A 16,312-nucleotide genomic window follows, 5' to 3' on the forward strand; every position below is an offset into this window, starting at 1 on the left:
CACATCATTTCTTCTTCTTTTTGCCCTTACCTTTCGCAGGCAGCTTCGGTTGCTGGTCCAGAGTCTTATTGACCAGGGTGGAAAAGTCATCCGTCTGCTGCTGCCAAGCGGACTCCAGTTCCTTCACCTTCTCAGGCATTTGAGCCGCTAGATTATGCGCTTCTGCGCGATCTGACTTCAGATCATACAGCTCCCATGGATCGCCTTTCGCAGCCACCAGTTTCCAGTCCCCCACGCGCACCGCACGGTTGCCCTCATGCAGCCACCAGATGGATTCCCGGCTCACGGTTTCATCTTTCGTAAAGGCCGCCATCAGGCTTTTCCCGGGCGCTTCAGGGATGGTCTCTCCTTGCCATTCCTTCGGCTTTTCCACTCCCGTGATGGCCAGGATCGTTGGCACAATGTCCACCATGTGCGCCGGCGTCTGCCGCAGTTCCCCATGCGCCGTGATCCCCTTCGGCCAATGGGCGATCAAAGGGGTGCTGATTCCCCCCTCATGCACCCAGGTCTTGTGCCTGCGGAAAGGCGTGTTGCAGGCGCTGGAAAAACCCGGCCCCAGGCAAAGATACGTCGCCGCGCTTCCAGGCTCAGCCTTCGGATCATGTCCCCCATTCCGCACCATGATCTCCGCGCTCGCCCCATTGTCGGAGGCAAAGAAGACCAGTGTATTTTCATACGCGCCCATGTCCTTGAGCTGCTGAAGAATGCGCCCGATCTCCTGATCCATCCGGTCCACCATGGCCGCATGGATGGCCATCTTCGTCGCCTGAAAACGCCGCTGTTCATCCGTCAGGGATTCCCATGGCAGCGGGCGGTTGATTTCTCCTGGTCCCAGGATTTCCAAGTCCTCCGGGAAATCATATGGTGGTCCCACCTTTTTCTCCAGGGCAGACAGCTCCGTATTCACGATCCCCATTTGCTTTTGCCGTTGATAGCGCGCCTCCCGCATCACCTCCCAGCCTTGCAGATACTTGTCACGATACTTCGCGATATCCTCCGGCAGCGCATGCAGCGGAAAGTGCGGGGCAATGAAAGGGATGTAGTGAAAGAAGGGACGGTCAGCATACTTCGCCGCATGCTCCTTCAGGCAGTCGATGGCATGATCCGCCGTGACGATGGTGGTGTAATAGCCCGTTTCATTTTCAGGCACCTTTACCAGCACATCATCAATCGCATTCCCCTTGGCACTGAAAAAGTTCCCTTGGTTCCGGGTATCCAGCGAGCGGTCAAAGCCCGCCTCCAGCACTGGCCCATCAATGTGCCACTTCCCACTGTGATAGTTCCGATAACCCGCCGACTTTAAAAAGTCCGGCAGCAGCCTCGCCCACGGCTGGCGCACCCCCCGCCCGCCACCACCCAGCCCAGGCAACTCATCCCGATGAATTTGCTGCGCATAATATCCGCTCATCAGTGCCCCTCGCGTAGGCCAGCAGCGGGCTGTGTTATAAAACTGGGTAAACCGCAGCCCATTCTTAGCCAGACCATCCAGATTCGGTGTCGCGATCTCGCCGCCATAACACCCCAGGTCCGAATACCCCAGATCATCCGCCAGAATAAAAACAACGTTAGGCCTGTCCGCCGCCGTCGCCGTGACTAGCCCCAAAAAAACGAAAAAAGAAAGAAATCCACGCATTCCCCATCACAACGTCCTCACCACCCCACTCTTGCGCCCCTTTCAGCATCCTCCTCCGCCACGCCACTCGTCACCTGTCCCTTCAGTCCCAAATCTTGTTAATCCTGTAAAAAAACCTCCCATACCCAACCACTGCCCTTCCAAAAGGCCTTCCAACTCTGCCCTCTCCGCCCCTCTGCCCCTCTGCGACCAACCGATGACAATATAAAGTCCAGCTCTTGCCGCAAAAGAATCCACACCTCCATCACTCCCCCGCCCGCCCTCTTGCACCCCCGGTCATCTTCCGCTACCAAACCCCATGTTTTTCGATACCCACACCCACCTGGGCAGCCATAAATTTGACGACGACCTCCCTGCCATCCTGGACCGTGCCCGCGCAGCCGGAGTTACCCGTATGATGGCACCCGCCACGGACTTGCCCAATGCACGCAAGCTCCTGGCGATTGCTGAAAAGGAGCCGGATGTCAGGGTAGCCGTGGGTATCCATCCCTGTGATGTGGACACCGTCTCTGGCGAGGACTGGATCGTCGAACTCCGCCATCTGGCCCAGCATCCGAAAGTGGCCGCCATTGGCGAGATCGGCCTGGATTACTTCCATGCTCCTCCAGAGGGATTTGACCTCGCAGGCTGGAAACTGCATCAGGCCCGCTGCCTTCACCTGCAACTGGACTTGGCCGCAGAGCTTGGCCTCAACGTCGTCCTACACAACCGTGAAAGTTGGGATGACCTCACCGCCATCGTCCTTCCCTACAGTGGACGTCTGCGCGGTGTCTTCCATTGCTACACGGGCAGCCTGGAGCAGGCACAGCCACTACTTGATGCAGGGCATCTCATTTCCTTTACCGGAATCGTCACCTTTAAAAACCCCGGCCCTGCGGGTGAAGCCGTGCGCCAAGTGCCAGCAGGGCAGTACATGCTGGAGACAGATGCCCCTTACCTGTCCCCCGTACCCCATCGGGGCCAACGTTGCGAACCCGCCTATGTAGCGGATACCGCACGGGCTGTGGCCGCCCTCCGTGGACAGCCCGTGGAAAAAATTGCCCGCGATACTTCCACCACCGCCGAAGAGTTCTTCAAAGGGTTTGTCTGAAATATTGGAGTCTTATGATGGCATCAGGCCTCAAATGTGCTCCATAGACAGCAACCATCCCGACAGACCTCCTGCATGATTTCTTTACAGCGCCTGCTTCTTATCGCCTTCACCCCGGCGGTTATCCTTTATGGCGCGAGCTGTAGCTCCCAGAAAAAAACGTATGTTACCCGTGAAATCCGCCGTCCTGCCCCAGGCGGGGGATACACCACGGAGCAAATCCGTATTGAGGTGCAACAAACAGCTGGCGACAAAAAAAAGAAAGGTGAAGAGCCTGTTGATGACGGCTCCTTCTGGAATGGCGATGGCGTACCCGGGGAACCCAGCATGTGCATCAGCCTGCAAGAGCAGAAGGTCTTCTTTATGAAGGATGGCCAGATCGTCGGCATGTCCCCCATCTCGTCTGGCCGCGAAAGCCACTCCACACGTCCAGGGAAATTCCGCATCACGGAGAAAGACATCGACCACAAATCCAATCTCTACGGAGATTATGTGGACGCCGATGGAGCCATCCTGAAAAAAGAAGTGGCTGTGCGCAAGGATCGCAAACCTCCCGGTGCCATTTTTGATGGAGCCAACATGCGTTATTTCATGCGCATCAACGGTCCCATAGGCATGCATGAAGGTTATCTCCCTGGTTATCCCGCCTCCCATGGTTGCATCCGCCTCCCCACCAAAATGGCCGAAATCTTTTTCAATGAATGCTCCGCCGGCACCCCGGTGGAGATCGTCCCCTGACGCACTGGAGATTGACGATAGGCCACAGCCATCCGCAGCGTCTCAACCAGATGCGCTTGATGCAGCCCGCTAACAGACCCTCATTACTTGCATGCACCTTTCCCGCCGCATTCTCCTTTCCCTTCTGTTATTGCCTCTGGGCACCTGCATCCTCCAGGCTGCTTCGCCCTATACTCCCAAGCCCGGTGATCCAGAACGTAAGGCCATTGTGGATGCCCTGCGCATTCCCGTTCAGGCCGAGCTGAAAAGGGAGGCCATTTTCAAAATAGACCGCCTCAAGGTTCTTCAAGGCTGGGCCTTCCTCGGAGGCGTTCCTCTCAAGCCAGATGGCAGTGAAATGGACTATCGCGGCACCATCCACGAAGAAGCCATCCGTGAAGGTGCCTTCGACGGCGGCATCTTTGCACTCCTTCAAAAGCAAAACGGCAAGTGGATCACCGTCCGTTACATCATCGGTGCCACCGACGTCCCCTATGTGGATTGGCCTCAGGAATTCGGAGCACCGGCGGTGCTCTTCGAATAGTATCTCCTTCAGCCAAGCTGAAGCTTCTCCAGGATAAACTGCTCACAAATGCGGTAGTATAGTTCCATGGAAGCCAGATCCATCCATTCATCAGCCCGATGAAGGTTCCCCACGATCGGACTGGAGAGAACCACCGGAATCCCATACTGGGAGATGTATAAGGCATCACTGCCACCCGAGGCGCGCACCAGCTTCGCAGGCTGCCCTGTGAGGCGCTCTGTGATCTCGAGATAAAGCGGGTCCGGGGCCAGACGTGTGGCAGGCGCGGTGGCCACCGGCTCCACAATTGCTCCAGGCCCTGCTATCTCCGTGACGATAGCCAGCAGGCTCTCAACCGTGTATGGCGGTGGGAAACGCAGGTCGATAGTCGCCTCAGCCTCCCCCGGTATGCAGTTGATGGTGCGATTGGGGGAGCTGCATAAAGTAGGCACACAAGTCGGATACCAATGGTCTAGCGAGTCATCCTGGAGAGCATCAAAATGCTCGCCCAGTCGGACCAGACATTTGGCCAGCGCAGCTAGAGAATTTGGACCCAGCCACGGAGCCGCCGCGTGCCCTTCCTTTCCAATGAAACGAATGCGGACCTGCAGGATTCCCTTTTCCTCCACCGTCACCCGATGAATAGCCCCGCCATCCGGTACCATGGCCAGACCGCAGCGAAGCCCCACGTCTTCAAACAGATACCTCACACCATCTTCCCCCCCACGTTCTTCATCCGAAGTGAAGGCAATACCGAGCGACAAACCCGGAAAGCGACGTTGCAAATTGCAGAAAAGTTCCAGCATTATTGCACACTGTCCCTTCATATCGCCCGATCCGGGTCCCCATAAACGCCCATCGCGGATGGACGATTGATAAACTTCTATCTCTGGATGCTCGATAACATCCAGATGCCCGACTAACAAAATATCTGGAATTTCCACGCCTGCTGCGGTTGCGACCATGGAGCCAAAACCCTGGCTTTCGTATTCGCGGATCACCACCCCGTCCAAAGGCTCCAGACGGCCTCGGCAAAGGGCAAAGCAGCGTTCACGCTCCGCTGGATAACTCTCCGTACTGGGAATGTGCATGAGATCGCAAGTGAGGGAGACAAGCCTTTCAAGAAGAGGGGATGACATCGCAGTGGAGAGGGTGATGGGTTGCATGTTGCCTGAATGGCGAGTAGAATGTCGCGGTATTCGCTGCCGCTGCTGGCACGACTTTCGCGTTAGAGAAGATAGCGTGTGTCCTCAGGAGATAGTCTTCGGGGTTCAGCTATACATCATGTACTCAGATTATCTTGATCTCACTGTCCGCGTGGGGTGCAACCTCGTTTACGAAACTTCTCTCTTTACTCCCATCTCCTTTCTGCTCCGGCCTCGTCGGGATATGAATTGCCTGGTACTCCAGGAAAGATGCCAGTTTGGTCCCTATCTCTCGCCCCATGAATTTCTAGATTCACACGGCAACATGACCTGCCGCACCATGCTGGTGCCTGGCCGCAATGTGATCGATATGGATGCCTTCGTGGCTGTATCCTCGCTGCCCGAACTGCGCGATGCATACGTCAATGCCCTTCCGGTCAATGAACTGCCTCAGGAACTGCTGCGATATACCCTGCCCAGCCGTTATTGCGATTCCGATAAGCTCTCGAACTTTGCCTGGCAGCAGTTTGGCCACCTCAATCCCGGAATGGAACGCGTGCACGCTGTCAGTGACTGGGTGCATTATAACATTGAGTATCGTTTTGGCTCTGGCAGCCCCGATCTTACCGCCTGGGATGTCGTACAGCGTGGGTATGGCGTCTGCCGTGACTTTGCTCACGTGGTCGTCGCCCTCTGCCGTGCCTTAAACATGCCCGCACGTTATGTGACCGGACATCTGCCGGACATCGCTTACCTGGACAGCGGTAGCCCTATGGATTTCCACGCCTATGGCGAGGTCTATCTGGGTCAGTGGTATACCATCGATGCCCGTTTTAATGTACCGCGCATCGGCCGTATCAAACTGGGCCATGGCATGGATGCTGTGGACGGCGCCTTCTCCACCATCTATGGTCCGGCTACCCTAGTTCACTTCATGGTCTGGGCCTATCAAGTCAATCCACAAGGAATGATGCTAGGAGACCCCATTGACCTTTCAAAGCGCCTCGACGGCACCACGCAATTGCGTTTCCCTTAGGATTCCCTCATTCTTGAAAATACACATTCAGCACCGGACGGCATATCTCTACTCCACACAGGTCTCTTTTGGTTCCCACCAACTGATGATGCGCCCCCGGGAGAGCCACAGCCTCCGCCTGGAAAAGTGCGCTTTCACCATTTCCATCCCCCACCGTCTGCGATGGATACGAGAACTGCACGAAAACAACATCGGGCACATTGATTTCACTGAGCACGCATCTGAACTCGTCATTGAGGCAGAATTCATCCTCGATGTTATCGAATCCAATCCCTTCAACTTTGTCATCGATCCCGAAGCTGCTGAATACCCTTTCTCGTATGAGGCTGAGCTTTATACGGAACTGCATGCACTAAGCCGAAACATCTATGAGAGGGATGTGGACCTTATACGCGATTGGCTCCACCCCGTCTGGCACCCAGGCAAACGGTTGGGAACGCTCGAACTCCTTCAGCAGCTCAATACCCACATCTACAGTACCCTTAAGTATCAACGACGGCTAGAAAAGGGAGTCCAGTCCCCGGCGGAAACGCTGGAAAAGAAGAGTGGCTCCTGCCGGGACTTCGCCACCCTCTTCATGGAGGCCTGCCGTTATCTGGGTATCGCCTCGCGCTTTGTCAGTGGATACATGTATTCCCCGGACATCAACGGCCGCATGTCCATGCACGGCTGGGCGGAGGTATATCTTCCTGGGGCAGGCTGGATCGGCTTTGATCCGAGCTGGGGCATACTGGCTTCCTCGCATTACTTCCCGGTGGCCGTTTCCAGATACTCTGAAAACGTCCCCCCCATTTCAGGAACCTATACAGGCACTCGCCGGGATTTCCTGAGAACCGATGTGGACCTCTATGTCACCAGGCTGAGTGCCTATCTCCTCACGTAAAGGGAACCCTTCCTTCAGGCCGCCATGGCTTCAGCCACACCCTTGAAGAGGTAATAGCCCCAGCCCTGCTCTGCACCGTTCCAATCGGGATCGTAGTGGGTGTTTTTGGCAATGAAACGCTCAGGATGTGGCATGAGGCCGAAGACACGCCCGGTATCATCTTGAAGACCGGCGATCTGGGCGCTGGAACCGTTGACATCCTTGCCATAAAGCAGGGCGGCATGGCCATCCTTGACATACTTTTCAGCGTCGCCTGCTTCACCAACGAAACGGCCTTCCGCATGGGCGACGGGCAGTTCAAAGTTGTCAGGCAAAGCTTTGAGGAAGGGGCTGGTGTTGCCATTCTTCTTCAGAGGAGCCCAACGGCAGATGAAACGACCTGTGTCGTTGTGAATCAGGCTGCCACGTGGCAGGAGGTCCAACTGAGTAAGAATCTGGAAGCCATTGCAGATGCCGAGTACATAACCGCCATCGGCCACGAACTTTTTCAGGCGCTCACCCAGCTTGTGCTTGGTAATGAGCTGGGCGATGCGGCCGCTCATGACATAATCGCCATAGCTAAAGCCGCCGGAGAACACGATCAGTTGAGCCCGGTCCAGAGACTCCGGCTCCAGGTGGGCGATGGGCAGGACTTCAGCGGTGAAACCAGCGGCTTCGAGAGCACGGGAGGTTTCCAGATCGCAGTTGGTGCCAGGGAATTTGATGAGAAGGGCGTGGGGCATGAACGGTATGGGTTACTTTATGACATCTCGCCGACGGAGTGCAACAAAGCTTCCTCCAGTTTAGGGGCGATGAAAAAGTGCGCCTCGGCACGCAGCCGGGTGATTTCGGATTTTAATGAAGGGATCAGGCCTTCCAGCTTGGCGCGTCGGAGAATGCCCAAAACGCCTGTGATTGGGATTCCCAGCCTCTGAGCAACTGCCCGTCCGTCATGCTCATCCATCAATAGAAGATCACCAGTCTTCTCATATGCCAGAACAATGGCTTCAGACTCGCCAAGGTGAAGGCCTTCACCCAGCAGCCGAATGAGGGACTGATCCAGTACTGGGATGACATAGATAAGCCCGGAAGCCCGGGCATCTTCCAGACACTCGCGCGCATTTTCATGATCCAATTCTTGCAGCTCAGCCCATACGGCATAAGGGATGGTGATCTGCGTGTAAAATCGCCAGAGCAAAGGGAGCTGGCCAATGATGGCCAGATTGCACAGCGGCGATGTGTTGCTAAACACCTGCATGGGCCAAATCGAGAGCTAGGTCTTTTTCAGTGTAGTGACGGGCGATGCCTCGTCGTGCCAGCTCCGCCCCGAACGCAAGCCGGGGCTTGCCAGCGAGCTGTGCGGCCTTGCCACCAGAAAGCAGGCCGGAGGCATAAAGGCTGCACGCCAGTTCCAAGGTCACGCGTTCCTGCTGCTCCGCCTCAGGAAGGCGCAACGCAGAAACAATATCGTCTGGAATTTGAACCGTCATTTCGGGTTCAAAGCTACACTCTGAAAGGCGCCTGGGCAAGCACTGCAAACCCATCAATAATACTGCACGAGGCCGTTCTGCCAGATGGGCTTGAGTTCGGCGATGGCGGCGTCAATGAGGGTGGTGCCGCGGTGGGTGACGTGCATCCAGCGTTCGCCGGTGCTTTCGCCGATGATGACGGCTCCAGCGGAGCGGACGGCTTCTACATGCTCGGCGGCGACTTCGATGAGGAAACGGCCGGGCGTTTCACCAAAGAGGATCTCGGCCATGGTGCAGTCTTTGGAGGCGGGGAAGTTTTCCAGCTCGACCTTGATGCCGGCTTTGCCGCTGAAAGCGAACTCAGCCAGGGCGATGGCGAGACCGCCTTCGGAGAGGTCGTGAGTGGCAAGGATGGCACCTTTTTTGACAAGCTCGTGATACTTGTTGTAGTTAGACCACGTCTCAGTTTCGCTCCAGGTGGGGGCACCATTGAGGCCGGCTCCCTGGGTATATTTGGCGAAGACGCTGCCGCGCAGGCCGGGGGTGGTTTTGCCCAGGATTGCGAGCTTACTGCCGGGACGGCGCAGGGAGGAGCCAACGACATGGGAGGCATCCTCGATCACTCCGAAACCGCTAACCAAAAGTGTGACCGGGATGGACACAGGGCCTTCATCGGTGATGAAGTAGTTGTAAAAACTGTCCTTTCCGGAGACGAATGGGGCGCCGTAAGCGAGGGCGGATTCGGCCATGCCTTTGGTGCATTCGACGAGGGCTCCCAGCTCTTTTTCGCTATCGGGATTGCCCATGCAGAAATTGTCCAGGATGGCGATGCGCTCTGGATTGGCTCCCATAGCGACGAGCTGGCGGACGCATTCGTCCACGCAAGCGCGGCCCATAGCGTGAGGGTCAGTCTTGCCCCATTCAGGGAGCAGGGCACAGGCAAGGGCCACGAGCTGGTTGCTGCCGTCCACCTTGATGACGGAGCCATCCTGGGGAGCATCACCACTGGCACCGGCGAGAGGTTTGAGGACGGTATTGCCCTGCACTTCGTGATCGTATTCGCGGATGATCGGCTCGCGGGAGACGATGGAAAAATCACCGAGCACCGTCTTGAGCACCTGGGTCCAGGACTCTGGACGGACGACGATCTTCGGCGAAGCGGCGACCGGTTGACGCCAGTGGGCTTTCATCTCACGGCGGGGTGCGCCGTGGAGTTTTTCCACATGCAGGTCGCAGACGGACTGGCCATGGTGCCAGACTTTCAGGCGCTTGCTGCCATCAGCTTTTGCTAAAACGAAAATTTCGCTCTGCCAGGTATCGGCGATCTTTTGGAGAGCAGGCAAGTTGTGCTCCTCGATGGCCATGACCATGCGCTCCTGGGATTCGGAAATGAAGACCTGCCAGCTTTCGAGGCCAGGCTCTTTGAGAGGGCAGTTTTCCAGCCACACTTCACCGCCCACTTCGCTGAGCATTTCCCCAGCAGCGCTGGAGAAACCACCAGCACCGCAGTCGGTGATGAATTCGATGAGTCCTGCATCCCGTGCAGCGAGGACAAAATCGGCCACTTTTTTCTCCTCGATGGGATTGCCGATCTGAACGGCGGTCTGGTCTTCTTCGTGGGAATCGGTAGTCAGCTCCGCAGAGGAGAAGGTGGCACCTTTGAGGCCGTCCTTACCGGTGCGACCACCTGCGGCGATGAGGAGGTGGCCGGGCTTCACTTCCTTAGCGATGTCCTTGATCGGGATGACGCCAGCGGTGCCACAGAAAACGAGCGGGTTATAAATGAAGGTGTCGTCAAACTGGATGGCACCGTTGACCGTTGGGATGCCCATGCGGTTACCGTAATCGCGCACGCCACGGACGACGCCACGCATGACGCCAAGGGGATGGATGACGTCCTTGGCCTTCAAGTCTTCCTGCTTGGTATCTGGAGGGCCGAAGCAGAAAACATCAATGGAGGCGACGGGCTTGGAGCCTTTGCCTGCGCCGAGGATGTCACGGATAACTCCACCGAGACCGGTATTGGCACCGGCGTAGGGTTCGATGGCGCTCGGGTGGTTGTGAGTTTCCACCTTGAGGCATACAGCCTGGTTATCATCCAGCTTCACAAAACCGGCGTTGTCCACAAAGGCGCTGAGCACGAAGTCTGGCTTCTGCTCCATGATCTTCTCGGTGACGCTGCGGATGTAGGTCTTGAAAAGGCTGTCCACCACCTCGTCCTTACCGTCCAGGGTGTGGGAGATTTTGGCGTTGAAAATGCGGTGTTTGCAATGCTCTGACCACGTCTGGGCGATGACCTCAAGTTCCACATCGGTGGGGTCGCGGCCTTCATCGTTGAAGATCTGCTGCACGACCTGCATGTCCGCCTTGGACAGGGAGAGCTTCATCTTCTTGGACAGGTCCAGAAGCTGGTCGGCGGAGAGATCGCGAACGGAGATCGTGCGGAAAACAGCGCGTTCGGTGCGAGGTGCGGAGGAGGGGTTGGCTTGCAAGGTCAGAGGACGGTTTGGTTACCCTTTGGATTTGGCGAGGAAACGCGGCGGGTCAATGGGAGAGGCGACGGCGGGAATTTATGATCCATGGCTAACGACCTGCGATTCTCTAAAGACTGAGCTGATCCGATGGGGAATGGGGATGAGTTTCAAATTTTCCCCATTTGGGTATTTTTGGACTTAAACACCTGACTTTCAAGGAGTTGGAATGGGGATGAAGAATCCCCATCGCTTCCCCTTTTTCCCCATGCTCCCCATTGGGGGAGAAAACGGAGACTTGGGAAAGGTCACGGATCATGATCATGTCAGGCGGTTAGGATTGGCCAAATATTCTGATTACAATCCTGGTCCATCGGACCTCCTGCAAGCGGGTTGGATACGGACTTAGGCCAAGTGGCGAAAACTCTTTTCCATGCCCAAAAAAGGGTGCTGTAAAGCCGTTGAACTTGGCCAGAAAGCAGCTAGGGAAAGCGCCCGGCTGGCTTTTTAATGACCTCTCATTCAGGGTAATCTGAGTGACTCGACATCAGGAAACCAGCCCTTTTTACCACCCCCCATTCAGACATTAACCCTCCCCATGCTTACCATCGGTCATCCGTTCCCAGAGTTTCGTTCCAAAGCCTGCAATGGCGTCACCAATGACGACATCATCGAAATCACCCACGAGTCCTATCCTGGAAAGTGGAAGTTTTTCCTGTTCTACCCAAAGGATTTCACATTCGTCTGCCCGACGGAGCTGGTGGAATTCGGCAAGCGGGTGCGGGATTTTGCAGATCGTGACACGCAGCTCATCGGTGGCTCTACGGACAATGAATTTTCCCATCTGGCCTGGAAGCAGTCCCGTGAGGATCTGACGGCGCTGAAGTATCCCCTCATCGCCGCGCAGAAGCTGGCGGGTGACCTGGGTATCCTGGACCCTGTGGAGCATGTGTGCCTGCGCGCCAGCTTCCTGGTGGACCCGAACGGCATCATCCAGTGGGTGAACGTGAACAACCTTTCCGTGGGCCGCAGCGTGGAAGAAGCCCTGCGCGTGCTGGATGCCGTGCAGTCCGACGAGCTGTGCCCCTGCAACTGGAAGAAGGGCGAGAAGACCCTCAAGGTCTAATCTGACTCCCCTTCCCTTCATCCCAGAAAACTTCATCTGCGGGGCTGGTTCATCCGGCCCCGCACCTTCCCCCCTTTCTATTTTCAATGTCCCAAATTGATGCGCTTCGTGATCTGCTGCCTGAAGCAGCCAAGGACCTGCGGCTGAATCTGCAGGCGGTGCTGCGGCCGGAAAATCTGACGTCTGACCAGGTCTGGGGCATCGCCCTGACCTCGGCCTATTTCATGAACCATGTGGCCCTGCGCGATGCGGTGCTGGCCGATGCCCAAGCCGCCGGAGTCGGTGAGGCAGTCATTGATGATGCCAAGGCCGCGGCCTCCATCATGGGCATGAATACTGTGTATTATCGCTTCCGCCACTTGGTGGAAAAGGAGTCCTATGCGACGATGCCCGCCCGTCTGCGCATGCTGCGGATGGGCCAGCCGAAGACGGACAAGGCGACCTTTGAACTCATGTCCATGGCCTGCGCGGCCCTGGCCGGATGCGGCATGTGCATCCAGGCGCATGAGGCGACCCTGGTGCAGCACGGGGTGAGCGAGGCGGCGATTCATGATTCCGTGAGGATCGCAGCGGTGATGCAGGGGACAGCGGTGGGGTTGGGGATTGGGGTGTAGGTTTGGAGGGCGTTTTTCGAAAAGCGGGCGTGAAGGAAATTGGTAGTGCAGTGTCCCGCCCTTACAGGGCTCTGGGAAAGAGAGATGGCGGCGTGACATTACCCAGGGCGATGCCCTGGGCTTTGTTGTTGCGCCCCTTTGGGGCTGGGGGCAAGGGGCGTGTGTGAACGCAGTTGAAGGCCGTTTTGGCGATTGATTGCGGGCAGGAGTGCCTGCTTCATTTGATGTGGCGGCTGAGCTCTTCCCGAAGTCATGAATCGAATTGAGCGCTATGCGGGGCGGTAAGCGGCGGGGGTTATTGCGCCGTGGCTTGGATCGCTCCGAGGATGGGTTTTAAGATCTAGGAGGGAGGGGGATGGCCGCTGGCATGCTTCCGGCATGTGACTGAGAGGGACTTGAGGCAAGGGGTGGGTCGTTGAAGCTCCCTCACCCCTGGCTACTGACGGCGATCACTCTGGGATTGGGGGGAAGGATTGTCTAGCGAAAGGCAGTATAGCCTGTTCAGGTCGAGCAGATGGTGGCCGTGAATCAATGAATGGAGACGATCCACGATGATGACGAGGAAAACGTTGGGGGTTCGCGTGCAAACGTGAATCAAATCGAAACGATCCTCGCGTGGGCGATAAATGCACTCCACGTAATCATCCCATATCTGATGGCCGAGCAATTGGACCTTCGGAACAGCCAATACGTACGGCCAGATATCAAGCAAAGGGACCGTTTTCTCTGTCACATTATCCATCGGATCAGTGAGCAAAGCCTGGTAGGCTGCTTCGTCCAGTTGGTAAGTGGGTAGCGGGATAGAACTCATATCAAGAGGGCACGGAGAATTCTTTTTCACATTGGGAGATGGATCCGTTGCCAACGGCCTCTCACGAAGATTGAATCGTCAGAGACGCACCTGAAGGGGAAAGGTAAAGGTCCGGGCGGCTGCGCCATTCATGCTGGATGCCCCTCATCAACAATGCACAATCAAGCTCAACAGAACCTGCAGGAAAGCGGTGGCGGTCATCAAAGAAAACAGACTGCGCTGATTCGATTGAGAGAGGACAGACTGTCCAGTCCACAGCATGCAAATCCATGCCGTGGTAATGGCCGGCGTCCTTGGTGGCAGAGTAGCCAGTGGCACCGAGTGAGAAAAATCCCACGGCAGCTTCAAGGGAGGGGAAGATACTGCCAGGCGTCAGATCGGTGGCAGTGCACCCCTTGAAGGATATCTCCGTCTCACCGTCAGCACGTACGATTCGAAGAGACAAGGAAGAATCCGACTCCTGAACGTCAAAACGACTCCGCTGAAAGATGCCGGGGAAAACTCGGCCGCCCATCAGCTTGTTGAATCCTGAGTTCGTATCCCGCCGGGGAATGAAGACTCCCTCACGAGGCTCGCCATCCTGGTCCCATTCCACAGCAATGCGATGGGCTGCGTTTTCAGATCCCAAGCCTGACCATGAAGGCAGGAGCCGGGGCCGCAGGTGTTTGAAACGAATCATGCAGACTCCTCCCACCCCATATCCGTCATACAACTTTGGTTTGAACGGTAGTGGAAGCACGCGCTGAAGCACTGCGGGATCAACGCGGTAGTTGAGAAGCACCCGCCTGTCTATAATGCCGTGGATGGTATCGAGGAACATGAGCGTGACCTGAGTTCCATGACCGGAACGGCCCAAATTAGATCAGCACGAAGCTTTAACAAGTGGGAGTCGCGCCGGCAGATGCTCATCGTTTGGAGCCTCCCCACAGAGATCCCGAGTTCCGGTTCGCAGCAAGGTTATTTGCTCTTAGCCCGCAGTTCCGCCTCGATCTTCATCACGGGATCAAAACCATATTTGGCCTTAAGATGCTGAATAACCGTCTGACGATAGGCGCGGTCGTAGGCCACATTGGGGCCGATGATGCAGCCGGAAAAAGCGACGGTGATGTTGTATCGTTTAGCTGCCAGGCTTCGCAGTTCAGTGTCCGTTTCAGAGGGGATGCCACCGATGTCGTAACGGACCTTGCCTTGCCCAATGTCCTTGTTCGCTGCCGCCGCGCCGGCTCTGGCCTCTCGCCGGTCTGACCATTTTTTAAAGGGGCTTTCTCCATGAGCCATTCCAGTGGCGGACAGGCCCCCGAGAAGGCACAGGGCCATGGCCATCAGGTTCATTGTCATTGTGCGGGTTTTCATGATGGTCAGAGGTTGTGTCCTGTTTATGTTACGCCATTAACACAAAGTTGGTTACGCCCCACCCGCCTGCTTTTCCCACTCGCGGCGATAGTGGTCGAGCCGTTCTTTGATGCGGGCTTCGAGGCCGTTGGTGGTGGGGTCGTAGTATTGCTTGCCGCCTTCGAGGCAGCGCTGGGGGACGAAGCCGCCTTCGTAGTCGTGGGGATAAAGGTAACCTTCACCGTGGCCGAATTGCTTGGCACCTTTGTAGTGGGCATCACGGAGGTGCTTGGGGACGGGGAGGGTGCGGCCGTTTTTGACATCGTCCATGGCGGCATTGATGGCCATGTAAGCACGGTTGCTCTTGGGGGCGGTGGCGATGTAGATGACGGCGTGGCCGAGGATGATGCGGGCCTCCGGCATGCCGATGGCCTCGACGGCCTGCTGGGCGGCGACCGCGACGCGGAGGGCGTTGCTGTCTGCCATGCCGACGTCTTCACTAGCGGCGATGACGATGCGGCGGGCGACGAAACGAATGTCCTCACCTGCATAGAGCATCTTGGCCAGCCAGTAGATGGCGGCATCGGGATCCGAGGCGCGCATGGATTTGATGAAGGCGCTGGCGGTATCGTAATGGGCATCGCCATCGCCATCATAGACGACGGTTTTTTGCTGCATGGATTCCTCGGCCTCGTGCAGGTCGATGATGACGTGTCCGTCTGCATCCGGAGTGGAAGAGAGGACAGCGAGTTCAAGGGCATTGAGGCATTTGCGGGCATCGCCATCGGCCACGGTGGCGAGGTGGAGGCTGGCCTCGGGGGTGAGGGTGGCGTTCCATTTTCCCAAACCGCGCTCCGTATCGGTCAGGGCGCGCTGCATGAGGTGCTGGAGGTCCTCGATGCCGAGAGGCTCCAGCGTGAAGACCTGTGAGCGGCTGACGAGGGGGCTATTGACGTAGAAGAAGGGATTGTGCGTGGTGGCACCGATGAAGCGCAGGGTGCCGCGCTCCAGGTGGGGGAGGAGGACGTCCTGCTGGGCTTTGTTGAATCGGTGGATCTCATCCACAAAGAGGACGGTGCCCTGGCCGGTGAGTTTTTTCAGCTTGAGGGCGGCATCAGCTTCCTTGCGGATATCAGCAACGCTGCTTTCCACACCGCTGAGGGTGACGAAGCGTGCCTTGGTCTCCTGGCTGATGATGTGAGCGAGGGTGGTCTTGCCGACGCCGGGCGGGCCATAGAGGATGAGGGAGGAAAAGCGGTCTGCCTGCACGGCACGACGGAGGAGTTTGCCCTCCCCCAAAATGTGGCCCTGGCCCGTGTATTCCGCCAGGATGCGGGGGCGCATGCGCGAGGCGAGGGGGGCATCTGGCTGCGCATCCACCACCGTACCGGGGGATTCGGCGGGTTGGAAAAGGTCTTCGCTCATGAGGGCAGTTGGCGGCAGATTGCGATTGTTTGCAGTGGTGCGGAGTGGTTCTTTAATT

At 57.0% G+C, this 16,312-nt stretch carries 17 protein-coding genes; 7 read left to right on the forward strand and 10 right to left on the reverse strand.

Annotated elements, in window-relative coordinates; translation table 11 throughout:
- Positions 1-4: 4 nt before the first annotated feature.
- The gene (locus EI77_RS02815; RefSeq protein WP_133793231.1) at positions 5-1,633 is read right to left on the reverse strand and encodes an arylsulfatase; all 1,629 of its coding nucleotides are present in this window, start codon (positions 1,631-1,633) and stop codon (positions 5-7) included.
- 298 nt (positions 1,634-1,931) lie between these two features.
- Here EI77_RS02815 and EI77_RS02820 point away from each other — a divergent pair, with 298 nt between their 5' ends.
- The 3 genes from EI77_RS02820 to EI77_RS02830 all read left to right on the forward strand — a co-directional run bounded on the left by EI77_RS02820 (position 1,932) and on the right by EI77_RS02830 (position 3,984).
- Positions 1,932-2,723, forward strand: coding sequence for a TatD family hydrolase (locus EI77_RS02820; RefSeq protein WP_133793232.1), 792 nt, complete (start codon positions 1,932-1,934; stop codon positions 2,721-2,723).
- 75 nt (positions 2,724-2,798) lie between these two features.
- Positions 2,799-3,461 (forward strand): L,D-transpeptidase family protein, encoded by a 663-nt coding sequence (locus EI77_RS23525; protein ID WP_208300247.1) that lies wholly within the window; start codon positions 2,799-2,801, stop codon positions 3,459-3,461.
- A 91-nt stretch (positions 3,462-3,552) separates the two neighbouring features.
- A complete protein-coding gene (locus EI77_RS02830; protein WP_133793233.1) occupies positions 3,553-3,984 on the forward strand; it encodes a hypothetical protein in 432 nt (143 codons plus the stop codon).
- Positions 3,985-3,992: 8 nt separating this feature from the next.
- Here EI77_RS02830 and EI77_RS02835 read toward each other — a convergent pair whose 3' ends face one another.
- Positions 3,993-5,129, reverse strand: a complete 1,137-nt coding sequence (locus EI77_RS02835; RefSeq protein WP_208300248.1) for a M20 family metallopeptidase — start codon at positions 5,127-5,129, stop codon at positions 3,993-3,995.
- A 304-nt stretch (positions 5,130-5,433) separates the two neighbouring features.
- On the opposite strand from EI77_RS02835, the gene EI77_RS23225 reads away from it, so the two are divergent.
- Entirely contained in the window at positions 5,434-6,144 is a 711-nt protein-coding gene (locus tag EI77_RS23225; RefSeq protein ID WP_166646995.1) for a transglutaminase-like domain-containing protein, read from the forward strand.
- 13 nt (positions 6,145-6,157) lie between these two features.
- Entirely contained in the window at positions 6,158-7,027 is an 870-nt protein-coding gene (locus EI77_RS02845) for a transglutaminase family protein (RefSeq protein ID WP_166646996.1), read from the forward strand.
- A gap of 14 nt (positions 7,028-7,041) precedes the next feature.
- Here the strand turns inward: EI77_RS02845 and purQ are convergent, their stop codons facing one another.
- The 4 genes from purQ to purL are packed head-to-tail and all read right to left on the reverse strand — an operon-like array spanning position 7,042 to position 10,967.
- The gene (gene purQ / locus EI77_RS02850) at positions 7,042-7,749 is read right to left on the reverse strand and encodes a phosphoribosylformylglycinamidine synthase I (protein WP_243838644.1); all 708 of its coding nucleotides are present in this window, start codon (positions 7,747-7,749) and stop codon (positions 7,042-7,044) included.
- A 17-nt stretch (positions 7,750-7,766) separates the two neighbouring features.
- Positions 7,767-8,264 carry a PIN domain-containing protein gene (locus tag EI77_RS02855; protein WP_133793238.1) on the reverse strand — a complete coding sequence of 166 codons (498 nt, stop codon included), beginning with the start codon at positions 8,262-8,264 and terminating at the stop codon, positions 7,767-7,769.
- Positions 8,251-8,496, reverse strand: coding sequence for a UPF0175 family protein (locus EI77_RS02860; RefSeq protein WP_133793239.1), 246 nt, complete (start codon positions 8,494-8,496; stop codon positions 8,251-8,253). Before EI77_RS02860 ends, EI77_RS02855 begins: the two co-directional genes overlap by 14 nt.
- A 53-nt stretch (positions 8,497-8,549) precedes the next feature.
- On the reverse strand, positions 8,550-10,967 hold the full coding sequence (purL, locus tag EI77_RS02865) for a phosphoribosylformylglycinamidine synthase subunit PurL (protein ID WP_243838645.1): 2,418 nt from the start codon (positions 10,965-10,967) through the stop codon (positions 8,550-8,552).
- 577 nt (positions 10,968-11,544) lie between these two features.
- Here purL and EI77_RS02870 point away from each other — a divergent pair.
- Positions 11,545-12,072, forward strand: coding sequence for a peroxiredoxin (locus tag EI77_RS02870; protein ID WP_133793240.1), 528 nt, complete (start codon positions 11,545-11,547; stop codon positions 12,070-12,072).
- A gap of 86 nt (positions 12,073-12,158) precedes the next feature.
- On the forward strand, positions 12,159-12,686 hold the full coding sequence (locus EI77_RS02875) for a carboxymuconolactone decarboxylase family protein (RefSeq protein WP_133793241.1): 528 nt from the start codon (positions 12,159-12,161) through the stop codon (positions 12,684-12,686).
- Positions 12,687-13,122: 436 nt separating this feature from the next.
- Here the strand turns inward: EI77_RS02875 and EI77_RS23530 are convergent, their stop codons facing one another.
- From EI77_RS23530 to EI77_RS02890, 4 genes are all read right to left on the reverse strand, one after another.
- Positions 13,123-13,497, reverse strand: a complete 375-nt coding sequence (locus tag EI77_RS23530) for a hypothetical protein (RefSeq protein WP_208300249.1) — start codon at positions 13,495-13,497, stop codon at positions 13,123-13,125.
- Positions 13,498-13,558: 61 nt separating this feature from the next.
- Positions 13,559-14,317, reverse strand: coding sequence for a DUF2071 domain-containing protein (locus EI77_RS02880; protein WP_133793242.1), 759 nt, complete (start codon positions 14,315-14,317; stop codon positions 13,559-13,561).
- 137 nt (positions 14,318-14,454) lie between these two features.
- Positions 14,455-14,850 (reverse strand): FEKKY domain-containing protein, encoded by a 396-nt coding sequence (locus tag EI77_RS02885; protein ID WP_133793243.1) that lies wholly within the window; start codon positions 14,848-14,850, stop codon positions 14,455-14,457.
- Positions 14,851-14,901: 51 nt separating this feature from the next.
- Positions 14,902-16,254 (reverse strand): replication-associated recombination protein A, encoded by a 1,353-nt coding sequence (locus tag EI77_RS02890; RefSeq protein WP_133793244.1) that lies wholly within the window; start codon positions 16,252-16,254, stop codon positions 14,902-14,904.
- Positions 16,255-16,312: the final 58 nt, after the last annotated feature.

This window comes from Prosthecobacter fusiformis, from assembly GCF_004364345.1.
Taxonomy (GTDB): domain Bacteria; phylum Verrucomicrobiota; class Verrucomicrobiia; order Verrucomicrobiales; family Verrucomicrobiaceae; genus Prosthecobacter; species Prosthecobacter fusiformis.